Source organism: Mesorhizobium sp. B4-1-4 (genome assembly GCF_006439395.2).
Taxonomy (GTDB): domain Bacteria; phylum Pseudomonadota; class Alphaproteobacteria; order Rhizobiales; family Rhizobiaceae; genus Mesorhizobium.
In genome coordinates this window covers 2,364,325-2,387,598 of record NZ_CP083950.1, presented here as the reverse complement: position 1 = coordinate 2,387,598, position 23,274 = coordinate 2,364,325, and the positions used below count along the sequence as shown (strand labels likewise).

Sequence of the window (23,274 nt, the reverse complement as noted above, 5' to 3'; positions counted from 1 at the left end):
CCGGCGGACCGGAGCCGTAATTTGTGGCCATGTCCCATGATCATGACCACGACAACGAACTCGATCCGTTTGCTGCCCGGGTTCGGGCGCTGGAAACCATCCTGACCCGCAAGGGTCTGATCGACCCCGCCGCGATCGACGTCATCGTCGACACCTACGAGACCAAGATCGGTCCGCGCAACGGCGCCAGGGTGGTGGCCAGGGCCTGGACCGACCCTGAGTTCGCCGCCTGGCTGCAAAGCGACGCAACCGCGGCGATCGCATCGCTCTCCTACGCCGGGCGGCAAGGCGAACACATGCAGGCTGTCTTCAATACGGAGGACACCCACAACCTCGTCGTCTGCACGCTGTGCTCCTGCTATCCATGGTCGGTGCTCGGCCTGCCGCCGGTCTGGTACAAGGCACCGCCCTATCGGTCGCGCGCGGTGATCGATCCGCGCGGCGTGCTCGAGGAATTCGGGCTGACGTTGCCATCCGCAACAAAGATACGCGTCTGGGATTCGACCGCGGAGCTGCGCTATCTCGTGGTGCCGATGCGGCCGGACGGCACCGAAGGCTGGAGCGAGGAACAGCTCGCCGAGCTGGTGAGCCGGGATGCGATGATCGGCACGGCGCAGGCGAGGGAGCCCGCATGAACGGGCCGCAGGATCTCGGCGGACAAATGGGGTTCGGGCCGGTGGCGCCCGAAAAGGATGAACCGTATTTCCATGCCGATTGGGAAAGGCGGGCGCTCGGCGTGACGCTCTGCGCCGGCGCCATGGGCGCGTGGAACATCGACGAGAGCCGGCACGCGCGGGAATCGCTGCACCCGGCCGATTATTATACTTCAAGCTACTATCAGATCTGGATCAAGGCGCTGGAGACCCTGCTCAAGCGCCATGGGTTCATCAGCGACCGCGATCTCAGGGCGGGCGAGGCGCTCGATGCGGCGGCAACCCCGAAAAAGGTGCTGAAGGCAGCCGATGTGCCCGCCGTGCTGGCCAAGGGCGGTCCTTGCAACCGCGCGGTCGGGACAGCACCGCGCTTCAAGGCCGGCGATGTCGTGCGGACGAAGAATTTCAATCCGGCCGGCCACACCAGGCTGCCGCGCTACGCGCGTGACAAACAGGGCCTCGTCGAGGCGGTGCATGACGGCTTCGTCTTTCCCGACACCAACGCGCATGGGCGGGGCGAGAATCCGCAATGGGTCTATACCGTGGTTTTCGAAGGTGGTGAGATCTGGGGCGAGGGCGCCGACCCGACCCTGACTGTCTCCATCGACGCCTGGGAGAGCTACCTTGAGCCGGCCTGAGGCGACCATGCCGGCCACCGATCTGCCCGCCGGTTTCGACGCGCCCGTTTTCGCCGAACCCTGGCAGGCCGAAGCCTTCGCCATGACGGTGGCGCTGCACGACAAGGGCCTTTTTTCATGGGGCGAGTGGGCACAGGCGCTGTCGGCCGAGGTGAAGAAGCCGGGCGCGGCGGCGGACGGTCATGACTATTACGAGCATTGGCTGGCGGCGCTGGAAAGCCTGCTTGCGTCCAAGGGACTGGCCGCCAAGCCCGATGTCGATGCGATGGCACAGGCTTGGGAACGCGCCGCGCATGCCACGCCGCACGGCAAGCCGATCTTGCTGGAGAACGATCCGCGCGCTTCCAGGTGATCACGCGGGGAGATCGCGTTCCCTTTACGTTCTCAATCGTGGCTGATAGGTAGCCATGGGGAGTTCGCCGCCGATAATAGCGATGATGGTGGCGGCTATCTTGTCTTTGCCTTGCGAATCCGGTCACACGATCAGATGGAATTTTCACCCCAACAGGACGAGGCGCTGCAGGCCGTCGCCCGCTGGCTCAAGACCGGCAAGCCGCAGCTGTTCCGGCTGTTCGGCTACGCCGGCACCGGCAAGACGACGCTGGCGCGCTATTTTGCCGAACATGTCGACGGACAGGTGCAGTTCGCCGCCTTCACCGGCAAGGCCGCGCAGGTGCTGCGCTCCAAGGGTGCGGTCAACGCCCGTACGATCCATTCCCTGATCTACAGGCCCAAGGGCGAGGAGTCGGTCGAGGACGAGGTGACCGGCAAGACCTCGATGTCGCCGACCTTTTCGCTCAACCGGCAGAGCCCGATCTCGCGCGCCAAGCTGGTCATCATCGACGAATGCTCGATGGTCGACGAACAGCTCGGCCGCGACCTGATGAGTTTCGGCACGCCTATCCTGGTGCTGGGTGACCCGGGCCAGTTGCCGCCGATCTCGGGCGGCGGCTTCTTCACCGATCACGAGCCGGACTTCCTGCTCACCGAAATCCACCGGCAGGCGCGCGACAATCCGATCCTGCGGCTGGCGCTCGACGTGCGCGAGGGGCGCGAATTCATGCGCGGCGACTATGGCACGGCGCAGGTGATCGGCAAGGAAGACGTCAACCAGGAACTGGTGCTGAAGGCCGACCAGGTGCTGGTCGGCACCAACCGGACGCGCCGCCGCTACAACCAGCGTCTGCGTGAACTCAAGGGGTTCAACGCCGATTATCCGCAGGCTGGCGACAAGCTGGTGTGCCTGCGCAACGATCCCGCCAAGGGGCTGCTCAACGGGTCGCTTTGGAAAGTGATGACCTCATCGCGCGAGACAGTGAAGCCCGGCATCAATCTTCTGGTGTCGCCGGAAGAGGACGATCCGGACCGCGGCGTCGCCAAGATCAAGCTGCTCAAGGCGGCGTTCGAGGATCCGGACGCCGACATCCCCTGGCAGCAGAAGAAGCGCTTCGACGATTTCGACTATGGTTATGCGCTGACGGTGCACAAGGCGCAGGGCTCGCAGTGGAACGAGATCGTGCTGTTCGACGAAAGCTGGGCCTTCAAGGAAACGCGCCAGCGCTGGCTTTATACGGCGATTACACGGGCCGCCGAACGGCTGACCATTGTCAGATAGAAGGGATCGGCGGTAGCCCGGAGAACCGTTTCATCCTCTTTCTGGAGCGGCCGTGGCCTCCTCACTCGTCGGCCGCGCCCCGAGCCACTCCCAGGCAGCGGCTTCGTCCTCGAGCTCGAAATGCCTGAATTCGACGGGCGATGAAGCAGGCAAGGCGTGTCGTGCGTTCGGCGTCCAGTCAGGGGCGCCGATCGCCGCGCAACGGCCAATATGTTCCAATGCGTGGACGGCACCCTTCTTGATGGTCTCATCGGAGATGTCGGCCCAGTCGACGCCCTCGTGATCGACTATGCGCACGGCCACGTCGATCCGCGGATGGAGCAAATAGGCCGCCTCCAGCAGGCCGAACAGGTTCTCGGCATCGGCGGCCGAGACATGGCCGACCACATCGATGGCAAAGAGGTCGTCGCGGCTGGTCTCGATGCGGCGGATCGCCGGCACGGATTGGAGGAAATTCAAGGTGGTGCCTCCGTTTCGTGGAGTATTTGGTCTTCTGGAACACCGGAAAGGCCCTATCTGTTCCCGTCAAAGACGCTATAGATGCGCCGTCTCAATGCGCCGTGCCGGAACGAATGAGCGTGGCGCGCCTCGATCGCCTGTTTCACGGACGCCAAACCATGCCCGCCAAGCTTTCTGTCAACCTCAACGCCATCGCCATGCTGCGCAACCGGCGCGACCTGCCATGGCCTGATATGATCGGGCTTGGCCGCATCGCGCTCGCGGCTGGAGCCCATGGGCTGACCGTCCATCCGCGTCCCGACGAGCGTCACACGCGGCGTTCCGACCTGCCCAAGATCAGGGCACTGATCGACGATGAGTTCCCCAAGGCGGAATTCAACATCGAGGGCCATCCAACCGAGGATTTCCTGGCGCTTGTGGAAATGCACCAACCGGAGCAGGTGACGCTGGTTCCCGACGATCCGGCGCAGGCAACCTCCGACCATGGCTGGAACTTCGTCGCCGACGCCGCGTTCCTGTCACCGATCGTCAAACGTCTGAAGAAGGGCGGTTTCAGGGTGTCGCTGTTTTCCGATGCCGATCCCGCCGGCATTGCGGCCGCGCGTGATACGGGTGCCGACCGGATCGAACTCTATACCGGTCCCTATGGCAGTTACCATTCCGATTCCGCAAAGGCGGCCAAGGAGCTGGAAAGATTGGGGAAAACAGCCGACACGGCATTTGCCGCCGGCCTTCAGGTCAATGCCGGGCACGACCTGACGGTAGGCAATCTGCCTGACCTTGTCCGACGCATACCGGCATTGGCCGAAGTGTCGATAGGACATGGGTTGACAGCCGACGCGTTGGAGTATGGCATGGCCGGTACGGTGGGTCGGTTCCTGAAGGCCTGCGGGTGGTAGGGGTAGCTTCGCTTTGCGGATATTGGCGGCCATGGCGTGCAATTGATATCGTATCGCAGCATGCATGAAGCGCCCCGAGCTTGTCAGGGAGTGGTCGATGGACCTTGCCAATCGCGGTAGCGAGGCTGAACCCGTCGAGCAATCGAGTCATTCCGGGGTTGAGCAGCACAGCACCAAGGTTCTGATGCTGGGCGCGCTCGGCGTCGTCTATGGCGATATCGGCACGAGCCCGATTTACGCCTTCCGCGAGGCGCTCCATGCTTCGCCAGGCATCGATACACGGGTTCACGTGCTTGGCGTGCTGTCGCTGATCGTCTGGGCGCTGACGATCATCGTGACCATAAAATATGTCGCCTTCGTGCTTCGTGCCGATAACAAGGGCGAAGGCGGCACGCTCTCGCTGATGTCCTTGGCGCGCAGCGCCTATCCCAAAGGCGCGCGACTGATCCTCGTCATCGGCCTTTGCGGGGCGGCGCTGTTCTTCGGTGATTCGATCATAACGCCAGCCATCTCGGTGCTGTCCGCGGTCGAAGGCCTCGAAGTGGTGACTCCGACATTGGATGCCTATGTCGTGCCGATCACGCTTCTCATCCTGGCCGTCCTGTTCTCGGTGCAACGCTTCGGCACCGGAAAGGTGGCGGCGGTGTTCGGGCCGGTGACGGCGTTGTGGTTCCTGGCCATCGGCGTTGCGGGGCTCTACCACCTGATGGATGATCCATCGATCCTCCTGGCCATCGATCCCTATTACGCGGTTGCTTATCTCGTCAGCACACCCACAGCTGCCTTCGTCACTGTCGGCGCGGTGTTCCTGGCGGTGACCGGGGCCGAGGCGCTCTACGTCGATCTTGGCCATTTTGGTCGCAAGCCGATCGTGCTGGCATGGTTTTCCGTGGTGTTCCCCTGCCTGCTGCTCAACTATTTCGGGCAGGGCGCGTTTGTGCTCGCCAATAACGGTAAACCGACCAATCCATTCTTCCAGATGCTGCCTGACTGGGCACTGATGCCGATGGTGGGGCTGGCCACGGCCGCGACGGTCATTGCCAGTCAGGCGGTCATTTCGGGTGCCTTTTCGCTGACCCGCCAGGCGGTGCAGCTCAACCTTCTGCCACGCATCGAGGTGCAGCATACCTCCGAAATGCAGCTTGGGCAGATTTATATGCCCCGCGTCAACCTGCTCATCGCGTTGGGGGTGATGCTGCTGGTGGTCGGCTTCGGCAGTTCGAGCTCGCTGGCCTCCGCCTATGGCATCTCGGTGACCGGCGAAATGCTGATGACGACGATCCTGCTGTTCGTGGTGATGCGCAAGATGTGGAAATGGAAGCTGGCGCTCGCTTTGGCGCTGACCTTGCTGTTCGGCGTCATCGACAGCGGCTTCTTACTGGCCAATGTCGTCAAGATCCTCGAAGGCGGCTGGGTTTCGATCACCGTTGCCTGCCTCATGGGGCTGATCATGTGGACGTGGATACGCGGCAGCCGTTATCTCTTCGACAAGACGCGTCGCAACGAGATCCCACTCGATTTCCTCGCCGGCAATCTGTTGAAAAAGAAGCCGCAGCTGGTTTCCGGCACCGCCGTGTTCCTGACCAGCGATCCGCTCAGCGCGCCAACCGCGCTGATGCACAGCCTGAAGCACTACAAGGTGCTGCACGAGCAGAACGTCATCCTTTCGGTGGTGACGGCGCCGCAGCCGGTGGTGCCCGACAGCGAGCGGGTCAAGATGGAGACGGTCAACGAGCTGTTCATGCGGGTGACGCTGACCTTCGGCTACATGGAACAGCCCAACATTCCGCGCGCGCTGGCCATCTGCCGCAAGCAGGGCTGGAAGTTCGACATCATGACGACATCCTTCTTCCTGTCGCGGCGTTCGCTGAAAGCCTCGCCCAATTCCGGCATGCCGGTGTGGCAGGACCGGCTGTTCATCGGCCTGGCGCGCACGGCGGCCGACGCGACCGAATATTTCCAGATTCCGACGGGCCGCGTCGTGGAAATCGGCACGCAAGTGGCTATTTAAGGCCTATGCGGCAAATCCTGCTGGCGCCAGCAACGTAGTGTCGGTGGTTTTGGTCCGCGCATGTCGGGTGCCCGGCCGTTTGCCGAGCAGCCCAGCGCTTCCGGCATGGGAGCCATCACGCAGCGGCACTTGATATTGCATTGCAGCAAGCGTAGAGCACCGCGCGCTTATCGGAGTGTCGTCCATGGCCCTTGCCAACCCTGGTAGTGAGGCAGAACCCGTCGAACAGTCGAGCCATCCCGAAATCGAACAGCACAGCACCAAGGTGTTGATGCTGGGCGCGCTTGGCGTCGTCTATGGCGATATCGGCACCAGCCCGATCTATGCCTTCCGCGAAGCCCTGCATGCCTCGTCCGGTGGCAATGTTGCCAATCGTGCCGATATTCTCGGCGTGCTGTCGCTGATCATCTGGTCGCTGACGATCACGGTAACAATAAAATACATCATGTTCGTGCTGAGAGCGGATAACCGCGGCGAGGGCGGGGTGCTGTCGCTGATGGCGCTGGCGCGCGGCAGTTTCCCAAAACGCTCGGCTGTCATTCTCGGCATCGGCATCGTCGGCGCCTCATTGTTTTTCGGCGACGCCGTCATTACGCCGGCGATTTCGGTGCTGTCGGCGGTGGAAGGCATGAATGTCGTCACGCCCGCGTTCCAGCCCTATGTCGTGCCGCTTACACTGGTCATCCTTGCCGCGGTGTTCGCGGTACAGCGTTTCGGCACCGGCGGCGTCGGGCTGGTCTTCGGCCCGGTCACCGCTGTGTGGTTCCTTGCCATCGGCCTTTCCGGCGTCAACCACATCGTCGCCGACCCGGAAATCCTCTGGGCGATCAGCCCGCATTATATCGTCGCCTTCCTGATCCATTCGCCCGACGTTTCCTTCGTGACGATCGGCGCTGTTTTCCTGGCTGTCACCGGCGCTGAAGCGCTTTACGCCGATCTCGGCCATTTCGGCCGCAAGCCGATCGTGCTCGCCTGGCTGTGGATCGTGTTTCCTTGCCTGCTGCTCAATTATGCCGGACAGGGAGCTTTCGTGCTGGCCAATGGCGGCATCGTCGGCCATCCGTTCTTCGAAATGAACGAGGGTTGGGCACTGATCCCAATGGTCGTGCTGGCGACCGCTGCGACGGTGATTGCCAGCCAGGCGGTGATTTCGGGCGCTTTCTCGCTGACTAGGCAAGCGGTGCAGCTCAACATGCTGCCGCGTCTGGAAATCCTGCACACGTCGGAAAAGCAGTCCGGCCAGATCTACATGCCGCGCGTCAACCTTCTGCTGGCGCTGGTGGTGATGATGCTGGTGGTCGGATTCGGCGAGTCCAGCAGGCTGGCGTCGGCCTACGGCATATCGGTTACCGGCAACATGCTGGTGACGACGACGCTGCTGTTCGTCATCATGACGCGAATCTGGAAATGGAACCTGTGGCCGGCGATTGGACTGACGGCGCTGTTTGCGCTGATCGATGTCGGGTTTTTTGCCTCCAACATCGTCAAGGTGTTCGAAGGCGGCTGGGCCTCGCTGGTCGTGGCCTTCGCGATCGTGCTGGGCATGTGGACCTGGGTGCGCGGCAGCCGTTATCTCTTCGACAAGACGCGTCGCAACGAGATCCCGCTCGATTTCCTCGCCGGCAACCTGTTGAAAAAGAAGCCGCATCTGGTTTCCGGCACCGCCGTGTTCCTGACCAGCGATCCGCTCAGCGCGCCAACCGCGCTGATGCACAGCCTGAAGCACTACAAGGTGCTGCACGAGCAGAACGTCATCCTTTCGGTGGTGACGGCGCCGCAGCCGGTGGTGCCCGACAGCGAGCGGGTCAAGATGGAGACGGTCAACGAGCTGTTCATGCGGGTGACGCTGACCTTCGGCTACATGGAACAGCCCAACATTCCGCGCGCGCTGGCCATCTGCCGCAAGCAGGGCTGGAAGTTCGACATCATGACGACATCCTTTTTCCTGTCGCGGCGTTCGCTGAAAGCCTCGCCCAATTCCGGCATGCCGGTGTGGCAGGACCGGCTGTTCATCGGCCTGGCGCGCACGGCGGCCGACGCGACCGAATATTTCCAGATTCCGACCGGACGTGTGGTAGAGATCGGAACGCAGGTGGCGATCTGACGAGCTCGATCATCAAGCGTGGTTCAGGGGCCTGAACCACTTTGATTTCTGGGTTTAGGCAACTCCGAACGGAAAACCGCACGCACTTTTCCTGGAATTGCTCTTGACCTGAACAGGGTGCGGAGGCGGGCATGAGCGGCGAATTAGTGCTTGTCACCGGCGGATCAGGCTTCCTCGGCGCTCACTGTATCCTCGAATTGCTGAAGGCGGGCTACCGCGTGCGCACGACAGTGCGCTCCGCCAAGCGTGAAACCGATATCCTGGCCATGCTCAAGGCTGGCGGCGCCGAACCGGCCGACAGGCTGTCCTTTGCCATCGCCGACCTCATGAGTGACACTGGCTGGCCGCAAGCGGTGGCCGGCTGCGACTATGTGCTTCATGTCGCTTCGCCATTTCCGTCCGGCGTGCCCAAGCACGAGGATGAGCTGATCGGTCCGGCGCGTGAGGGTGCATTGCGGGTGTTGCGGGCGGCACGGGACGCCGGCGTCAAACGCGTCGTGCTGACCTCATCCTTCGCGGCCATTGGCTATGGCGAGATGCCGCCCGACGGGCGGCCGTTCACCGAGGAGAGGTGGACAGATCCGACGGGCAAGGTCAGCGCCTATGTGAAATCGAAGACGCTTGCCGAGCGCGCGGCATGGGATTTCATCGCCGCAGAGGGCGGCAGGCTGGAGCTTGCGGCTGTCAATCCTGTCGGAATCTTCGGGCCGGTTCTGGGATCGGACCACTCGACCTCCACCGAATTTGTCCAGCGCATGATGAAGGGTGCCATGCCGGGGCTGCCGCGCCTGTCCTTCGGCGTTGTCGACGCACGCGATGTGGCGGAGCTGCATGTGCGTGCCATGACCAATCCCGTTGCCAAGGGGCAGCGGTTTCTCGCCGTCGCCGGCGATTTCATGACGGTGCGGGAAATGGCGCGGACCTGAAAACGCGGCTCGGCGGTGCGGCGGCGCGCGTCTCGACAAGGCAGCTTCCCGATTGGCTGGTGCGGGTGGTCGGATTGTTCAACCCGGAAGTCGCGCAGCTCGTGACGGAATTGGGCAAGGTCAAGAATGCCACCAACGCCAAGGCGGTCAGCATGCTCGGCTGGGTGCCGCGGTCTCGGGAAGACGCGCTGGCGGCGACCGGCGAAAGCCTGATCCGGCTTGGCCTGCTCAAGACATCGAAATAGCGCGGCGGGAACCTAATCCGATTTCCCGCCGGGCCGACTTAGAGCGTTCAGCGTTCGATAGAATCGTCGACCCGCTCTAACTCCTTAACTCCTTGTTTTGCGCAACCCCGAACGGGGAACCGCTACGCAATTTTCCTTGAATTGCTATAGCCCGCCAGCACGGACTCGTTGGCCTTCAGGAACTGCTTCAGCGACGTCGACTTGCGGCCGGACAGCGTTTCGACCGAATCCGTGACCATGCCGAGATCGCCGGCACGGGCGGCGGCATCGAAGGAGACGAGAAGCCGGGCAATCGCGTCCGGCAAGCCTGCCGCCTTCATTCCCTCGGTCAAGGCCTCGTCGGACAGTTGCACAACCTCGATCGGCTTGCCGGTGATTTCGCTGACAAGCGTCGCGACCTCGGCGACAGTGTAGGCCTGGGGGCCGGTCAGTGTGTAGGTCTTGTTCTCACCGTTGCCGGAGTTGAGCCCGGCGGCGATGGCGGCCGCCATATCGTCGCGTGCGCAATAGGAAATACGGCCGTCGCCGGCCGAGGTATACCAATGTCCGGACGCCATGATCTGTGGCAGGGCCATAAACAGGTTCTCGGCGTACCAGCCGTTGCGGAAGATCGTGTAGGCGATGCCGGTCGCCTTGATGGCCTGTTCCGTGCCGTAGTGGTCGGGCGCGAAGAGCACGGGCGAACCGGGCTCGGTGTTGGGCAAGGAGGTGTAAAGCAGGTGCTTGACGCCGGCCTGCCTCGCTGCCGCGACCGCTGTGACCTGCTGCGCGCGCCGCTTTCCCTGGATAGCCAATTCGTTGGTCGAGATGATCAGCGCGCGGTCGGCGCCCGCGAAGGCCGTTGGGAGGGATGCCTGATCGTCGAAATCGGCTGCCCGCACGGTGACGCCGCGCGCGGCGAGATCTGCAAGGCTCGCCGGCGTGCGGGTGGTGGCGATGATCCGGGATACCGGCACTTTGAAGGTGTCCAGCAGGTGGTTGACGACGCTGCGGCCAAGCTGGCCGGACGCGCCGGTGACGAGAAGGGTTTCGGGCATGGAAGGATCCTGATTTTGTGCCGAAGGGGCGGGATTCTCTTTGGTTTTTCGTAGGTCTCTAAAAGAGACCAGCTCTAAAATAGGAATTGACCAGTCCCCGTAAAGAAGGCAGTTTTTCGGGAGGTAGGCACACGCAGGGAACCAGCCATGGACAGCCGGATCGTCAGCCTGAAATCGAAACTGGACATCTACAAAGCGATCACCGGCGGCGGCGATCTATCCGACTGCCCGGTCAGAGACGTGATCCAGGGTCTTAGCGGCAAATGGAGTTCGCTGCTGATGGCAGCGCTCGCCGAACAACCCTATCGCTTCGGCGAGCTGCGGCGGCTGGTGCCTGATATCTCGCAGCGCATGCTCACCCAGACACTCTATGACCTGCAGCGCGACGGCTATGTGCATCGCGAAGTGTTCCCGACCAAGCCGCCGAGCGTCGAATACAGCCTCACCGATCTGGGCCGGTCGATGTTCGGCGCCTTACATCAATTGCTCCAGTGGGCCGAGCTCAACCACGATGCAGTGCGCGAGGCGCGCAAGGGATTTGATGCCGCCCAAGCCTGAGCCCGGCTTGCGCCTGATGTAAGCGTAAAAGCGCCAGCTTGCCTTGGCTGCCTCCATGAGGGACTGTGCCGCCAGTTGGCGCACGATGAAGCTTCCCGTCGGCCGGAGGTAGGCTGTCATCGGCGATGCCGCGCATTCGACGAGCCCCAACCCGGGCAAGGGGCCAACGTGGCGCTGCCCTTTCATCCGCGACCGGCTGGTGGCGACCATCGCGAAGATCCCGCCGGTTCCGCGGTTCCTCGCCTCGATGGTCGCCGGCACGGCGATCGATCCGTTCAGGCAGGCTGGGCTTGCCGAAGCGCAGTGGCCTGACCGTTTCGTTGGATGAACCCGACATCAGCCCAGACGACTGCCCCAGACGAAGGCCAGCGTCGCCAGCACGCCGAGTGCCACGCGAACGAGGTGCAGATTGCCCCATTTGACGATCAGGGGCCTGGCCCGCGGATTGTCGGCGCCGACATCCATCGCTTCCAACACCCTGTTGGTTGGCATCATCGCGATCAAGGTCCATGGCCATGGCAGGATGATCAATATCGCGCCAGCCAGGAAAGCGTGCCCGCCAGTCTGCCACCAGGCGATAAGACCAAGGACGCAGGCGACGATTGCGATCGACGCCTGCATCGCTGCGCCGCGCTTGTAGGAAGGTTGCCATTCCCGCAGCAGCGCCCCGTCATCAAGGCGAAGCCGCGCCGGCTGTTCGGCGACGCTGACATAGATCGCGGCGCCGGCGAAAACGGCGGCTATGGTCAAGGCAAGCAACCCGATCAGCATTCTTCGCCCCAGGGGTGGCCGACAGCGAAAACCGTCCGGATAGAAATAGAGCTTGCAAGGTCCGGTGCAATACGCCATAGCATGCCGAACCGTAACGTACGGTACGGCTGGCCTGCTGGCCAGCCCGCCTGCCCGAGGAACGAACGTATTGCTGGCAAACGCCGACATCGACAACAGCCAGGCGCTGACGGAGCGGCAGAAGGCCGTTCTGGACGCGGCATTGCGGCTGTTGGTCGAGGAGGGCGACAAGCTGACCATGACAGCGGTGGCGCGGCGGGCAAGCTGTTCGAAGGAAACGCTCTATAAATGGTTTGGCGGCCGCGACGGGTTGCTGACGGCGACGGTGCAGTGGCAGGCCTCGAAGGTGCGTGTTGCTTCGGTCGACGGCAAGGGGCTGGATCTTGCCTCGCTGACGGCGAGCCTCGAGCGCTTCGCGTCTGACTGGCTCAGTGTCATTTCCAGCGATACCTCGATCGCACTGAACCGTGTGGCGGTCAGTCATGCCGGATCGGGGAAGGACGATCTTGGCGCCGTCGTGCTGGAGAATGGCCGTTTCGCGCTGGCGAGACGGCTGAAGCCGGTGCTTGAAGCCGGGCGCAAGGCCGGGCTCCTGGAGTTCGCGGATGCCGAGACGGCGTTCCGTACCTTTTTCGGGCTGGTAGGCCGGGACGTGCAGATCCGTCTGCTGCTCGGCGACCGGCTGGAATTGACTGAGGCGGCGATCGGCGGCGACGCCGCCCGGGCGACGCTGCAGTTTCTCGCTCTTTTCGGAGCAAAAACCGGGCCACGGGGCCTTTGACCTTAGAAAACGGGAAGGAAGTAAAAATGCGCGTTTATTACGATCGTGATGCCGATCTGAACCTGATCAAGGGCAAGAAGGTCGCCATCATCGGCTATGGCAGCCAGGGCAGGGCGCATGCGCTCAACCTGAAGGATTCCGGCGCCAAGGAAATCGCCATCGGCCTCAAGGCCGGCTCGGCGACCGCCAAGAAGGTCGAGGCCGACGGGCTCAAGGTGATGAGCGTGGCCGATGCCGCCAAATGGGCCGATCTGATGATGATGGCGACGCCTGACGAACTGCAGGCCGACATCTACAAGAACGAGATCGCGCCGAACATTCGCGATGGCGCGGCGATCGCCTTCGCGCACGGCCTCAACGTGCATTTCGGCCTGATCGAGCCGAAGTCGACCGTCGATGTCGTGATGATCGCGCCGAAGGGCCCGGGCCACACGGTGCGCGGCGAATACCAGAAGGGCGGCGGCGTGCCGTGCCTGGTCGCCGTCAACCAGGACGCGTCGGGCAACGCACTTGACCTCGCGCTCTCCTATGCCTGCGGCGTCGGCGGCGGCCGTTCGGGCATCATCGAGACCAATTTCCGCGAAGAATGCGAAACCGATCTGTTCGGCGAGCAGGTCGTGCTGTGCGGCGGCCTGGTCGAACTGATCCGCGCCGGCTTCGAGACGCTGGTGGAAGCCGGCTACGCTCCGGAAATGGCCTATTTCGAGTGCCTGCACGAGGTCAAGCTGATCGTCGACCTGATCTATGAGGGCGGCATCGCCAACATGAACTATTCGATCTCGAACACCGCCGAATGGGGCGAATACGTATCGGGTCCGCGCATCATCACCGCCGAAACCAAGGCCGAGATGAAGCGCGTGCTGAAGGACATCCAGACCGGCAAATTCACCTCGGAATGGATGCAGGAATACCGCGCCGGCCTGTCGCGCTTCAAGGGCATCCGCCGCATGAACGACAGCCATCAGATCGAGGAAGTCGGCGCCAAGCTGCGGGCCATGATGCCGTGGATCTCGAAGAACAAGCTGGTCGACAAGGCCAAGAACTGAGGGCTTCGCCTAGCGCGGTCGCAGGTATCTTCAGTACCAAGCTGGTGGACCAGGCCAGAGACCTGGGTGATATCAAGCCAAAAACGGCGCCTCGCGGCGCCGTTTCATTTCGACCCGACCGGTTTGGTCGCACCTCACCTATAAGGCGACCAGCACTGCTGGCGCGGGCCATTGTAGGGCTGGAACGTATTGTCCCAAGCGCGATACGACCGGTACCTGTTATAGCACCACCGGACATGGGCACTCGAAAGCCGGCCCGCGCGATAATAGCGGCGCGGCGGCGGCGCATAATAGTCGTAGTTATTGTACAGGCTGCCAAGGCCGAGCCCCAGGCCAAGGCCCAGGATTGCGGCACCCGCGCCATCATCGTAGTAGCCGCCGCGATAGTGGCGATGGCGCCAACGCCAATTGTCGCCGCGGTTCCAGTCGCCACGATTCCAGTTGCCGCGGTTCCAGTTGCCACGGTTCCAGTTGCCAGACCGGCGCCATCTCCATTCGTTGTTGAACGTTCCGTTGTTGTTGCCCGCCCAGTCTTCGCGGACCGGCGTGACGGTCGGCGCCGCTGTGCTGGCGGGAATCGACAGGTCCGGCTGCAGGATCGGTCCGGCGGCGGACGGCGCCGTTATGCCGGAGACAATGCCGAGCGCAATCAGCCCGGATTTGATGGTGGAAGAAAAGAGCGAGTTCATTGCACTCTCCAAGAGGTACAGGCCCCACGCCTACCCTGGGAATGGAGCCAATGTGGATGTTTGCGTCTGAACGGCGGATGAACGGAAAGGTTCCGTCAACCATGGCGCGAAATGCCGCAGGTCCAAACGATCTGGGCTTGTGGCCCTGCCAGCTTGTTTTCTCCGCCGCTTGCAGGCAAAGGTCACGGCATGTCGCTGCGCCTTGCCACTTTCAATGTCGAGAACCTGATGAACAGGTTCGATTTTTCCGGCTATCGCAATCAGCTCAACGAGGATCGGACGCTGGCGCTGTTCGATATCCAGAGCGAGGCCGAGTACAAGATGCTGGAGCAGGCCCGCGCCATCGCGCAATCAGACGACACGCGCCAGCTGACGGCGCTGGCGATCGCCGCCACCCGGGCCGACATCATCTGCATGCAGGAGGTCGACAACATCGAGGCGCTTAAGGCCTTCGAATACGGCTATCTGTTCAAGATGGTGGGGCAGGGCTACCGCCAGAAATACACCACGTCAGGCAATGATTCGCGCGGCATCGACGTCGCCGTGATGATGCGCAACGAGACCGCGCAGGGACAGCCGATCGAATTCGTGCGCATGACCAGCCATGCCTATGTCACCTACGAGCAGTTCGGGCTGCACACGCCGGAACTCGAGGCGCTCGGCAAGCAGGCCAATGAGCGCATCTTCCGGCGCGACTGCCTTGAAGTCGACATCACCGTGGGCGGTGCCCCATTGACGCTCTACCTCGTCCATTTCAAATCGATGGGGCCGCCCCGCAACGGGCTCGACGGTCGCGAGGCGACGATGCCGGTCCGCATCGCCGAGGCGCAAGCGGTGCGCCGCATCATCGAGGAGCGCTTCGGCAAGGAGCACGCCTCCGCAAAGCGGTGGGCGATCTGCGGCGACATGAACGATTACCGCCAGCGGGTGAAGATTGCCGGCGATGATGTCGGCGGCTACCGTTTCGAGGTGGTCGACGAGGCCCGGTCCAGCATCGACGTGCTGACGGCTGGCGGCTTCTGCGAGAACGTCGTCGAGCGGCGACCGGAAATGAACCGTTGGACCTTTTACCATACCCGTGGGCCCGAAGAGCGGCATCTCTGCCAGCTCGACTATATCCTGCTCTCCAGGGGACTGGCGGCCAGGAATGCCACCGCCGTTCCCGACATCATCCGCAGTGGCCAGCCCTGGCGCACGATCTTTCCGGCAGGCCAGGAGGTCGAGCGCTTCCCACGCGCCGGCTGGGACCGGCCAAAGGCGTCCGACCATTGCCCGGTGGCGATCGCACTGGACATGGTTCGATAGGCGGCACTGGGGTTGATATAGATGAGTTTCGACCTGCCGCGCAATGTCATCCTGCCGGTCGATACCATCGACGTCCGGCTCGATCCCGGCACGCACCCTTTCGCGCGGGACAATGAATGCGCAATCGCCGAAAACTGGCAGCGCGAGATAGCAGCCAATCCGGCGCTGTTCGACGGCACCGTGGTGTTGCTCTCGCGACTTGCCTGGGGCGACAACCGCCTCGTCGGCCGCTGCCATGCGGTCAACTATTCCACCTTCATGCTCTGGCGTAAGCGGCGCGAGAATTCCGGTGCCGAGCACGCCTATGCCCATGCCATGCTGGTGGCCGGCGACAATGCGCTGGTGGCGATCCGTATGGGCGCGCGAACGGTCAGTCCCGGCCGCGTCTATTTCGCCGCCGGCTCGTTCGAGCCGCTCGACTTCCGCGACGGGCGGGTCGATGTCGATTTCAACATGGTCCGCGAGGTGCGCGAGGAAACCGGCCTCGACCTGTCGAATGCCAAACGAGGCAAGCGCTACCATGCCCTGTCGACGGCAAGCGGTACGGTGATCTTCCGCCGCTATCACCAGACGGAACCGGCCGACGAGATCGCGCGGCGAATCTCGGCCTTCGTTGCCACCGAAACCGATCCGGAGATCGAGGGGCCGGTGATCATCCGCCATGCCGCCGACCTTCCGGATGGCCTGGCGCCGCACATGAAGCCGCTGGTCGAGTGGCATTTCGAAAGCGGCAAGTAGGATAGTCCTGGCCTCGGTGCCTTCTACTCGTGCCGCAGCGCGTCGATCGGGTCGAGCCTGGCGCCGCGTAGCGCCGGAAAGAAGCCGAACACCATTCCGATCAGCGCGGAGAAGCCGACGGCGAGCAGGATGACGGCCGGGCTTGGCGCGAAGGGGATGGTCAGGGTCACCGAGGCGAGGCCGGCCAGTGCCAGGCCGATGAGGATGCCGATGATGCCGCCGAGCAGCGACAGCACCGTGGCCTCGACCAGGAACTGGATGAGGATGTGCTTTTCATGCGCGCCGATGGCGAGCCTGATGCCGATCTCGCGCGTGCGTTCGGTGACCGAGACCAGCATGATGTTCATGATGCCGATGCCGCCGACCAACAGGCTGACGCCGGCGACCGCGCCCAGCATGCCGGTCATGGTGGTGGTGGCGCTGGCCATGGCGTCGGCGATCTGCGTCATGTCGCGGATGGCGAAATCGCTTTCGCGGTCGGGCGTGACGCGGCGTGCGTCACGCAAAATGTCCTCGACGCGCGGCTGCAACTCGCTGGTTGGCGTGCGATCGTCTGCGGCGATATAAATGTTGTCGATATCGCGGTTGCCGGCGATGCGACGCTGATAGGCATGCAGCGGCATCAAAACGACATTGTCCTGGTCCTGGCCGAAGCCGGTATAGCCCTTGGGCTCGAGCAGGCCGATGATCTTGCAGGAGGTCCGGTTGACGCGGATGATCTCGCCCTCGGGATCGCCGGCGCCGAAGAATTGCTGGCGCACCGTCTCGCCGATCAGGCACACGCCGGTGCCGGAACGGGTTTCGGAATCGCTGAAGGGGCGGCCGGACACCAGCTTCCAGTCGCGTGCGTCGAGATAGGCACTGTCGGTGCCGGTGACGCCCGAAGTCAGGCTCTCGGTGCCGAAGATGACGCGCACCTGTTTCTGCGAGGCTGGCGAGATGGCGCGCGCGCCGGTGAGATGCGCGACCAGTGCCGCCAAGTCCTTCTCGGCCAACGGACGCACCGCCTGGTCAAGTCCGCCCGGGCCGCCAGGACCGGCGGGGCGCCCGGCACGGACGACCAGCAGATTGCTGCCGAGCTTGGAGATATCGGCCTTGACCTTTTGCGTGGTGCCGGAGCCGATGGTCAGCATGGCGATGACGGCGGCCACGCCGATAACGATGCCGAGCAGCGTCAGGAACGAGCGCAGCACGTTGCGGCGGATGGAACGAAGCGAGAGGCGGACGGTTTCCCAGATCATGGTCAGGCCGTCTCCAGATTCATGGTGTCGGAGGCGACGTGACCGTCCAGGAAGCGGATTGTGCGTTCGGCGTATTCGGCGACATCGGCCTCATGCGTGACCATGGCGATGGTCAGGCCAAGCTCCTTGTTCAGCTGCGTCAGCAATTCCATGATCTCATGGGTGCGGGCAGTGTCGAGGTTGCCGGTGGGCTCGTCGGCGACGAGCAGCGTCGGCCTGGTGACGATGGCGCGCGCGATCGCCACGCGCTGCTGCTGGCCGCCGGAGAGTTCCGCCGGCGTGTGGTGTTCGCGGCCGACAAGGCCGACCTGGGCCAGCGCTTGCATGGCGAGGTCGCGGCGCTCGCGGGCGGCGACGCCGCGATAGATCAGCGGCAGTTCGACATTCTCCGCCGCGGTGGTGCGCGCCAGCAGATTGTAGCCCTGGAAGACGAAGCCGACATAGAGGTTGCGCAGCATGGCGCGGCGGTTGCGGTCGAGCCGGCCGGCGTCGACGCCCATGAAGGAATAGGTTCCGGCCGTCGGCGTGTCGAGGCAGCCGATGATGTTCATTGCCGTCGACTTGCCGGAGCCGGACGGCCCCATGATGGCGACGAATTCGCCACGCCGGATCGCAAGGTCGACGCCGGCCAGCGCGTGCACCCGAGCCTCGCCCTGGCCATAGCTCTTCCAGACCTTGTCGAAGGTGATGAGGGGCGCGGCCATGGCCACGGCTTAGCTCCGCAACTGAGAGGCGGTGATCACCTGCGCGCCTTCCTCAAGGCCGGACGTGATCTCGGTCAGTTCGCCATCGGTCGAACCGATCTTGACGTTGACCGGATGCGGCCGGCCGTTCTCCAGCACATAGAGCGTGCGCGAGCCGTCAGTGGGGGCCGTGGCCGCCTGACGCTGGCGATTGCCGCCGGGACGCCCCATGCGGCCGGTGAACAGATCGCTGAGACTCCAGCCACGCGCGCCCTGTTGCGCCGGGCGGTAGCGGAAGGCGGTTGCGGGTACGGTGAGCACATCCTTGGCTTGCCTTGTGACCACCGAAACGGTGGCGGTCATGCCGGGGCGCAGCAACAGCTCGTTGTTATCGACCTCGAGCCGCGCATTGTAGGTGACGACGCCATCGGTCGTGACCGAGGCATAGGAGATGTCGCGGATCTCGGCATCGAATGGCCGGTCCGGGAAGGCATCGACGGTGAAGCGCGCGTGCTGGCCTGGCTTGACCGCGCCGATATCGGCCTCGTCGACCGCCGCCACCAGTTCCATGTTCCTCAGATCCGCGGCGATGATGAACAGCACCGGCGCCTGCAGCGAGGAGGCAACCGTCTGGCCGGGGTCGACCGAGCGCGTCAGCACGATGCCGTCGATCGGCGCGTAGATGGTGCTGTTGGCAAGATCGGTCTGCTGCGACTTGAGATCCGCGTTGGCGATGGCGAGATTGGCCTGGGCGCTGTCGAGCGCCGCCTTGGAGCGGTCGCGCGTCGCGGTCGCCGCCTCCAGCGACTGGTCTGTCGCCATGCCACGCTTGGTGAGCGCCGCCGCGCGCACCAGCGCGCTTTCGTTTTCGGCGAGCGTCACCCTTGCATCCTCGACGTTGGCGGCGGCTGCCTTGGCCGAGGCCTGCGCCCGCTCGATCTGGACCTGCAGCTTGGCGGTGTCCAGGGCGGCCAGCACGTCGCCCTTCTTCACCTGCTGGTTCTCGTTGACCGAGACTGTGCGGATGATGCCGGAGAGCTGGCTGGAGATATCGACCTGGGTGAGCGGCTGCAGCGTGCCTGTCGCCGACACCTGGACGGTGAGGTCGGCCCTGGCTGCTGGCACCGTGGTGTAATCGATCCTGGCCGGCGTACCCGCATACCACTGGTAGAGGCCAAGACCGGCGGCCAGCGCGATCAGGGTCAGCAGCGCATAGAGCCAGCCGCGGCGGCGCGTCTTGCGCCGGCCCTTGCTGTCGAGGCCGAGCGCCGTCTCGATGGCGGAACCCGATTCCGTCTTTGGCGGATTGACAACCTGGTCCACGTCGGACCCCTATTGAAGCGCAATGTCCCTATCCGTGCACAGATCAGGCTTGACGGTTCAAATATCAAATTAAATTTCGCCCATGTTGGGATTGAGGCAGGAATGCAAACCCGGAATTACTTGCTTTACGATGTGTTTACGACCGAGCGACTGGCCGGCAACCCGTTGGCCGTGGTGCTGGATTGCAAAGGCCTGGACACGGCCGCGATGCAGGCCATAGCGCGCGAGTTCAATCTGTCCGAAACGGTTTTCGTGCTGCCGCCGGACAACCCCAAGCATAGAAACCGCATCCGCATTTTCACACCCGACTATGAAATGCCGTTCGCCGGTCATCCGACTGTCGGGTCGGCCATCGCGCTGACGGAATTGGAGGGGGAGGGCAGCGCCGGCATTTTCGTGCTGGAAGAGAATATCGGACCGGTGCGCTGCGCCGTCAGCAAGCATGATGGCGCCACCTTCGCCGAGTTCGATCTCGCCAAACTGCCGGAACCCCTGGACCTGTCCGCCGATCCGCAGGCGATCGGCGCCGCGCTCGGGCTGGCGCCGCATGAGATCGGTTTCGAGAATCACCGTGTCGCGTTCTGGTCGGCCGGCGTGCCCTATGTGACCATTCCGGTTGCCAATCTCGAAGCGGCGGGTCGGATCAGGCTGGATAACCAGGCCTGGTCCGAACTGGCGCCGCGCAAGAGCGAATGGGCCTTCGCCAGCCCGTACGTCTACTGCCGCGAGACCGTGAATCACGAAAGCGCGTTCCATGTCCGCATGATCGTGCCCGGCACGCCCTCCTATGAAGACCCGGCGACCGGTTCGGCGGCGGCGGCCTTCGCCGGCGCCATCATGCATTTCGACGGCCCGACGGATGGCATTTCCCAGCTGTGGATCGAGCAGGGGCTGGAAATGGGCCGGCCGTCGCGCATCCGCCTGGAACTCAACGTGGAGGGCGGAAAACTGGCCTCCGCGCGTATCGGCGGCAACGCGGTCAAGGTGGCGGAAGGCAAGCTTTTCGTGTGATGCGCCGAGGTTCTCCAGAGGTTTGAGAGACCCTTGGTACGATTTGTCGGGAAATGATTCCGGCAGGGCTGGACAGGATCGGTATCGGCGGCTATATGCCCGCCAACGCCGGTTTTTGCCGGCCGAGTGGGTGCGTAGCTCAGTTGGTAGAGCAGCTGACTCTTAATCAGCGGGTCCACAGTTCAATCCTGTGCGCACCCACCAAATTTCTTCAAAGACTTGGTGGATAGACCCTGAAAGCGAGACACGTTTAGCGCGTCTCGGGCCATACGTCTTGTCGTGATCTTTTGACCTGCAACGATGCTCGGCCGGCCTGTAGTCAGGGCCTGTTGAGCGGCTTGCGGTGGTGAGGCCGACGCCCTTGGCTTTCTCGGTTGCTCTATATATATACTTCATATACGAACCGTATATGGAGGTGCCGATGGGCATCGTGAACATTGATGATGACTTGCACGACCAGCTGCGCAGGGCGAGCAAGGTATCGTATCGTTCGATCAACGCGCAGGCCGCCTATTGGATCAAGGTCGGCATGCTGTGCGAGACCAATCCGACGCTCAGTTTCACGGAGATCATCGAGCGCGAACTCAGTTCCGCAGGTGTTTCGGCTCAATCACTGGCTTTCAGCGAAGCATGACGAAGCAGCCCCGGGAACTGGCCTTGCTCGCCGAATCCGGCCGGCTGCTGGCATCCGTCTTCGGGCTGCTGGATCGAACCTCGCTCGCCGGTGTGTCGACACTTCAGATCAATGACATGGTCGAGCGTTTCATCGTTCACGATCTCCAGGCCCGACCCGCGAGCAAGGGCCAATATGGCTATGGTTTTGTGTTGAATTCTTCGGTGAACGATGTGGTCTGCCACGGCATTCCGTCGCAATCGGACGTGCTTCGGGACGGCGATATCGTCAATTTTGACATCACGCTGGAGAAGAACGGTTATATCGCCGATTCCAGCAAGACTTATCTCGTTGGCGAGGTCACTCCAGCCGCCGGGAGGCTGGTCCAGACCACCTACGAGGCCATGTGGATGGGCATCCGGGCTGTTCGCCCGGGCGCACGGCTCGGAGACATCGGCTGGGCGATCGAACGCCATGCCAAGCGAAATGGCTATTCCGTGGTGCATGACTATTGCGGTCACGGCATCGGCAGGGAGATGCATGAGCAACCGCAGGTTCTGCACTTCGGAAAACCGGGAACCGGCCTCGTGCTCCGCGAGGGCATGGTCTTCACGATCGAGCCGATGCTCAATCGAGGCCGACGGACTGTCAGAACCGAGGCTGACGGCTGGACTGTCCTGACAAGAGACGGGTCGCTTTCCGCGCAGTTCGAGCACACCGTCGCCGTTACAGCTTCCGGCGTATCGGTGCTGACGCTGCGCCCTGACGAACCGGCCGCGCTGAAAAACGCGGCTTAGAAACGGCCCAACCGGAAAGCAATGCTCTTTCCAGGGCAGCAGCATCGTCAGCGCCAATTCCGCCTTTGCTGCCTGAGCCTATTTCTCCGAAACACCTGCCTCGGCAAAGCTTGCCATGCGCGCATGGCACTCCAGCGCCGAGCGGACGATGTTGACGGCGAGGCAGGCGCCGGAGCCTTCGCCGAGGCGCATGCCGAGATCGAGCAGCGGCGGCAAGCCAAGAGCTTCGAGCAGGCCACGGTGGCCCGATTCGGCCGAAACATGGGCGGCGATGGTGTGGGCGAGCCCGGTCGGATGCAGTCTTGCCAGCGGAGCGGCCGCGGCGGTGCAGACGAAGCCGTCGAGCAACACGGGTATGCCCAGATGCCGTGCGGCCAGCGTGGCGCCAAAGATCGCGGCGAGTTCGCGCCCGCCAAGGGCGGCCGCGACGCCCAGCGGATCGGCGAGGGCGGCGGCGTGGCGCTTCAGGCCGGCTTCGATGGCCACCACCTTGCGCTTCAGGCCGGCATCGTCGACGCCGGTGCCGCGCCCGGTCCATTTCTCCGCGCCACCGCCGAACAGCGCCGCCGAAATGGCGGCGGCCGGCGTGGTGTTGCCGATGCCCATCTCGCCAAGGCAGACGAGGTCGAGGTCTTTTGTCACCGCGTCATAGCCGGCCGAGACGGCGGCAAGGAATGTTTTCTCGTCCATTGCCGGCACTTGCGTGAAGTCGCCGCTGGGATGATCGAGATCGAGCGGGATCACGTCGAGTTCGGCGCCGGCGACGCGGGCGAGCTGGTTGATTGCGGCGCCGCCGCCGGCGAAATTCGCCACCATCTGCACGGTGACTTCCGATGGATAGGCCGACACGCCCTGCGCGGTGACGCCGTGGTTGCCGGCGAAGACGAACACCTTCACCCGGTCGAGTTTCGGCAAGTCGCGGCCTTGCCAGCGCGCCAGCCATGCGGCGATGGTCTCAAGTCTGCCGAGGCTGCCTTGCGGCTTGGTAAGCGTGTCCTGGCGGCGGGCGACGGCATTGGCCGCTATGTCGCTGCCGGCGGGCAGGTCAAGGCAGGCCGCGCGCAATTCGTCGAGGGATTTGAGGGGCATCGGGGCAAGGTCTCCAAAAGAGAA

23 protein-coding genes, 1 tRNA gene and 2 pseudogenes are annotated in these 23,274 nt (G+C 63.4%); 18 read left to right on the top strand and 8 right to left on the bottom strand.

Annotated features, from left to right (window positions below):
• The first annotated feature begins 29 nt into the window (after window positions 1-29).
• The 4 genes from nthA to FJW03_RS11600 all read left to right on the top strand — a co-directional run bounded on the left by nthA (window position 30) and on the right by FJW03_RS11600 (window position 2,906).
• The gene (nthA, locus tag FJW03_RS11615; protein ID WP_140765992.1) at window positions 30-635 is read left to right on the top strand and encodes a nitrile hydratase subunit alpha; all 606 of its coding nucleotides are present in this window, start codon (window positions 30-32) and stop codon (window positions 633-635) included.
• Window positions 632-1,291, top strand: a complete 660-nt coding sequence (gene nthB, locus FJW03_RS11610; protein ID WP_140765993.1) for a nitrile hydratase subunit beta — start codon at window positions 632-634, stop codon at window positions 1,289-1,291. The genes nthA and nthB overlap by 4 nt, the downstream gene beginning before the upstream one ends.
• Window positions 1,278-1,643 (top strand): nitrile hydratase accessory protein, encoded by a 366-nt coding sequence (locus tag FJW03_RS11605; RefSeq protein WP_226890633.1) that lies wholly within the window; start codon window positions 1,278-1,280, stop codon window positions 1,641-1,643. Before nthB ends, FJW03_RS11605 begins: the two co-directional genes overlap by 14 nt.
• Before the next feature lie 135 nt (window positions 1,644-1,778).
• A complete protein-coding gene (locus tag FJW03_RS11600) occupies window positions 1,779-2,906 on the top strand; it encodes an ATP-dependent DNA helicase (RefSeq protein WP_140765994.1) in 1,128 nt (375 codons plus the stop codon).
• Between the two features lie 30 nt (window positions 2,907-2,936).
• On the opposite strand, the gene FJW03_RS11595 is transcribed toward FJW03_RS11600, so the two are convergent.
• Window positions 2,937-3,365 carry an STAS/SEC14 domain-containing protein gene (locus FJW03_RS11595; RefSeq protein WP_140765995.1) on the bottom strand — a complete coding sequence of 143 codons (429 nt, stop codon included), beginning with the start codon at window positions 3,363-3,365 and terminating at the stop codon, window positions 2,937-2,939.
• Between the two features lie 158 nt (window positions 3,366-3,523).
• Here FJW03_RS11595 and FJW03_RS11590 point away from each other — a divergent pair, with 158 nt between their 5' ends.
• From FJW03_RS11590 to FJW03_RS11575, 4 genes and pseudogenes are all read left to right on the top strand, one after another.
• Window positions 3,524-4,264 carry a pyridoxine 5'-phosphate synthase gene (locus FJW03_RS11590; protein WP_140699860.1) on the top strand — a complete coding sequence of 247 codons (741 nt, stop codon included), beginning with the start codon at window positions 3,524-3,526 and terminating at the stop codon, window positions 4,262-4,264.
• Window positions 4,265-4,361: 97 nt separating this feature from the next.
• The gene (locus FJW03_RS11585) at window positions 4,362-6,275 is read left to right on the top strand and encodes a potassium transporter Kup (protein ID WP_140765996.1); all 1,914 of its coding nucleotides are present in this window, start codon (window positions 4,362-4,364) and stop codon (window positions 6,273-6,275) included.
• A 184-nt stretch (window positions 6,276-6,459) separates the two neighbouring features.
• Window positions 6,460-8,379 carry a potassium transporter Kup gene (locus tag FJW03_RS11580; protein ID WP_140765997.1) on the top strand — a complete coding sequence of 640 codons (1,920 nt, stop codon included), beginning with the start codon at window positions 6,460-6,462 and terminating at the stop codon, window positions 8,377-8,379.
• A gap of 131 nt (window positions 8,380-8,510) precedes the next feature.
• A pseudogene (locus tag FJW03_RS11575) lies at window positions 8,511-9,550 on the top strand (SDR family oxidoreductase).
• Between the two features lie 122 nt (window positions 9,551-9,672).
• Here FJW03_RS11575 and FJW03_RS11570 read toward each other — a convergent pair.
• Window positions 9,673-10,587: an SDR family oxidoreductase gene (locus tag FJW03_RS11570; protein WP_140765998.1), complete on the bottom strand. Its 915-nt coding sequence runs from the start codon at window positions 10,585-10,587 to the stop codon at window positions 9,673-9,675.
• 147 nt (window positions 10,588-10,734) lie between these two features.
• Here FJW03_RS11570 and FJW03_RS11565 point away from each other — a divergent pair, with 147 nt between their 5' ends.
• Both FJW03_RS11565 and FJW03_RS11560 read left to right on the top strand, forming a co-directional pair.
• Window positions 10,735-11,145, top strand: a complete 411-nt coding sequence (locus tag FJW03_RS11565; RefSeq protein WP_140610442.1) for a winged helix-turn-helix transcriptional regulator — start codon at window positions 10,735-10,737, stop codon at window positions 11,143-11,145.
• 82 nt (window positions 11,146-11,227) lie between these two features.
• A pseudogene (locus FJW03_RS11560) lies at window positions 11,228-11,473 on the top strand (FAD-dependent monooxygenase); the annotation flags it as partial.
• An 8-nt stretch (window positions 11,474-11,481) separates the two neighbouring features.
• Here the strand turns inward: FJW03_RS11560 and FJW03_RS11555 are convergent.
• A complete protein-coding gene (locus tag FJW03_RS11555; protein ID WP_181173299.1) occupies window positions 11,482-11,913 on the bottom strand; it encodes a DUF1772 domain-containing protein in 432 nt (143 codons plus the stop codon).
• A gap of 151 nt (window positions 11,914-12,064) precedes the next feature.
• Here FJW03_RS11555 and FJW03_RS11550 point away from each other — a divergent pair, with 151 nt between their 5' ends.
• Window positions 12,065-12,715, top strand: coding sequence for a TetR/AcrR family transcriptional regulator (locus FJW03_RS11550; RefSeq protein ID WP_140766000.1), 651 nt, complete (start codon window positions 12,065-12,067; stop codon window positions 12,713-12,715).
• Window positions 12,716-12,741: 26 nt separating this feature from the next.
• Entirely contained in the window at window positions 12,742-13,761 is a 1,020-nt protein-coding gene (ilvC, locus tag FJW03_RS11545; protein ID WP_010910140.1) for a ketol-acid reductoisomerase, read from the top strand.
• A gap of 134 nt (window positions 13,762-13,895) precedes the next feature.
• Here ilvC and FJW03_RS11540 read toward each other — a convergent pair whose 3' ends face one another.
• A complete protein-coding gene (locus FJW03_RS11540) occupies window positions 13,896-14,450 on the bottom strand; it encodes a BA14K family protein (RefSeq protein WP_140766001.1) in 555 nt (184 codons plus the stop codon).
• Between the two features lie 189 nt (window positions 14,451-14,639).
• Here FJW03_RS11540 and FJW03_RS11535 point away from each other — a divergent pair, with 189 nt between their 5' ends.
• Window positions 14,640-15,755 (top strand): endonuclease/exonuclease/phosphatase family protein, encoded by a 1,116-nt coding sequence (locus FJW03_RS11535; RefSeq protein WP_140766002.1) that lies wholly within the window; start codon window positions 14,640-14,642, stop codon window positions 15,753-15,755.
• A gap of 21 nt (window positions 15,756-15,776) precedes the next feature.
• Window positions 15,777-16,493: a hypothetical protein gene (locus FJW03_RS11530; RefSeq protein ID WP_140766003.1), complete on the top strand. Its 717-nt coding sequence runs from the start codon at window positions 15,777-15,779 to the stop codon at window positions 16,491-16,493.
• A 23-nt stretch (window positions 16,494-16,516) separates the two neighbouring features.
• On the opposite strand, the gene FJW03_RS11525 is transcribed toward FJW03_RS11530, so the two are convergent.
• Genes FJW03_RS11525 through FJW03_RS11515 form a run of 3 tightly spaced genes read right to left on the bottom strand, consistent with a single transcriptional unit; the run spans window position 16,517 to window position 19,740 of the window.
• Window positions 16,517-17,734 (bottom strand): ABC transporter permease, encoded by a 1,218-nt coding sequence (locus FJW03_RS11525; protein ID WP_140766004.1) that lies wholly within the window; start codon window positions 17,732-17,734, stop codon window positions 16,517-16,519.
• Between the two features lie 2 nt (window positions 17,735-17,736).
• Complete coding sequence (locus FJW03_RS11520) at window positions 17,737-18,444, bottom strand: ABC transporter ATP-binding protein (RefSeq protein WP_140766005.1); 708 nt, start codon at window positions 18,442-18,444, stop codon at window positions 17,737-17,739.
• Between the two features lie 3 nt (window positions 18,445-18,447).
• Entirely contained in the window at window positions 18,448-19,740 is a 1,293-nt protein-coding gene (locus tag FJW03_RS11515; protein ID WP_140766006.1) for an efflux RND transporter periplasmic adaptor subunit, read from the bottom strand.
• 102 nt (window positions 19,741-19,842) lie between these two features.
• Here FJW03_RS11515 and FJW03_RS11510 point away from each other — a divergent pair, with 102 nt between their 5' ends.
• The 4 genes from FJW03_RS11510 to map all read left to right on the top strand — a co-directional run bounded on the left by FJW03_RS11510 (window position 19,843) and on the right by map (window position 22,161).
• A complete protein-coding gene (locus FJW03_RS11510) occupies window positions 19,843-20,751 on the top strand; it encodes a PhzF family phenazine biosynthesis protein (protein ID WP_140766007.1) in 909 nt (302 codons plus the stop codon).
• Between the two features lie 128 nt (window positions 20,752-20,879).
• Window positions 20,880-20,955: transfer RNA gene (locus FJW03_RS11505), tRNA-Lys, on the top strand.
• 217 nt (window positions 20,956-21,172) lie between these two features.
• On the top strand, window positions 21,173-21,385 hold the full coding sequence (locus FJW03_RS11500; protein WP_140610451.1) for a ParD-like family protein: 213 nt from the start codon (window positions 21,173-21,175) through the stop codon (window positions 21,383-21,385).
• The gene (gene map / locus FJW03_RS11495) at window positions 21,382-22,161 is read left to right on the top strand and encodes a type I methionyl aminopeptidase (protein WP_140766008.1); all 780 of its coding nucleotides are present in this window, start codon (window positions 21,382-21,384) and stop codon (window positions 22,159-22,161) included. Before FJW03_RS11500 ends, map begins: the two co-directional genes overlap by 4 nt.
• 78 nt (window positions 22,162-22,239) lie before the next feature.
• On the opposite strand, the gene cobT is transcribed toward map, so the two are convergent.
• Complete coding sequence (gene cobT / locus FJW03_RS11490; protein ID WP_140766009.1) at window positions 22,240-23,250, bottom strand: nicotinate-nucleotide--dimethylbenzimidazole phosphoribosyltransferase; 1,011 nt, start codon at window positions 23,248-23,250, stop codon at window positions 22,240-22,242.
• Between the last annotated feature and the right edge of the window lie 24 nt (window positions 23,251-23,274).

Coding starts and splice junctions, on each gene's coding strand:
- FJW03_RS11530 (WP_140766003.1), top strand. CDS start 15,777: ATGAGTTTCGACCTGCCGCGCAATGTCATCCTGCCGGTCGATACCATC.
- FJW03_RS11535 (WP_140766002.1), top strand. CDS start 14,640: ATGTCGCTGCGCCTTGCCACTTTCAATGTCGAGAACCTGATGAACAGG.
- FJW03_RS11570 (WP_140765998.1), bottom strand. CDS start 10,587: ATGCCCGAAACCCTTCTCGTCACCGGCGCGTCCGGCCAGCTTGGCCGC.
- cobT (WP_140766009.1), bottom strand. CDS start 23,250: ATGCCCCTCAAATCCCTCGACGAATTGCGCGCGGCCTGCCTTGACCTG.
- map (WP_140766008.1), top strand. CDS start 21,382: ATGACGAAGCAGCCCCGGGAACTGGCCTTGCTCGCCGAATCCGGCCGG.
- FJW03_RS11565 (WP_140610442.1), top strand. CDS start 10,735: ATGGACAGCCGGATCGTCAGCCTGAAATCGAAACTGGACATCTACAAA.
- FJW03_RS11590 (WP_140699860.1), top strand. CDS start 3,524: ATGCCCGCCAAGCTTTCTGTCAACCTCAACGCCATCGCCATGCTGCGC.
- nthA (WP_140765992.1), top strand. CDS start 30: ATGTCCCATGATCATGACCACGACAACGAACTCGATCCGTTTGCTGCC.
- FJW03_RS11580 (WP_140765997.1), top strand. CDS start 6,460: ATGGCCCTTGCCAACCCTGGTAGTGAGGCAGAACCCGTCGAACAGTCG.
- ilvC (WP_010910140.1), top strand. CDS start 12,742: ATGCGCGTTTATTACGATCGTGATGCCGATCTGAACCTGATCAAGGGC.
- FJW03_RS11585 (WP_140765996.1), top strand. CDS start 4,362: ATGGACCTTGCCAATCGCGGTAGCGAGGCTGAACCCGTCGAGCAATCG.
- FJW03_RS11600 (WP_140765994.1), top strand. CDS start 1,779: ATGGAATTTTCACCCCAACAGGACGAGGCGCTGCAGGCCGTCGCCCGC.
- nthB (WP_140765993.1), top strand. CDS start 632: ATGAACGGGCCGCAGGATCTCGGCGGACAAATGGGGTTCGGGCCGGTG.
- FJW03_RS11525 (WP_140766004.1), bottom strand. CDS start 17,734: ATGATCTGGGAAACCGTCCGCCTCTCGCTTCGTTCCATCCGCCGCAAC.
- FJW03_RS11510 (WP_140766007.1), top strand. CDS start 19,843: ATGCAAACCCGGAATTACTTGCTTTACGATGTGTTTACGACCGAGCGA.
- FJW03_RS11540 (WP_140766001.1), bottom strand. CDS start 14,450: ATGAACTCGCTCTTTTCTTCCACCATCAAATCCGGGCTGATTGCGCTC.
- FJW03_RS11500 (WP_140610451.1), top strand. CDS start 21,173: ATGGGCATCGTGAACATTGATGATGACTTGCACGACCAGCTGCGCAGG.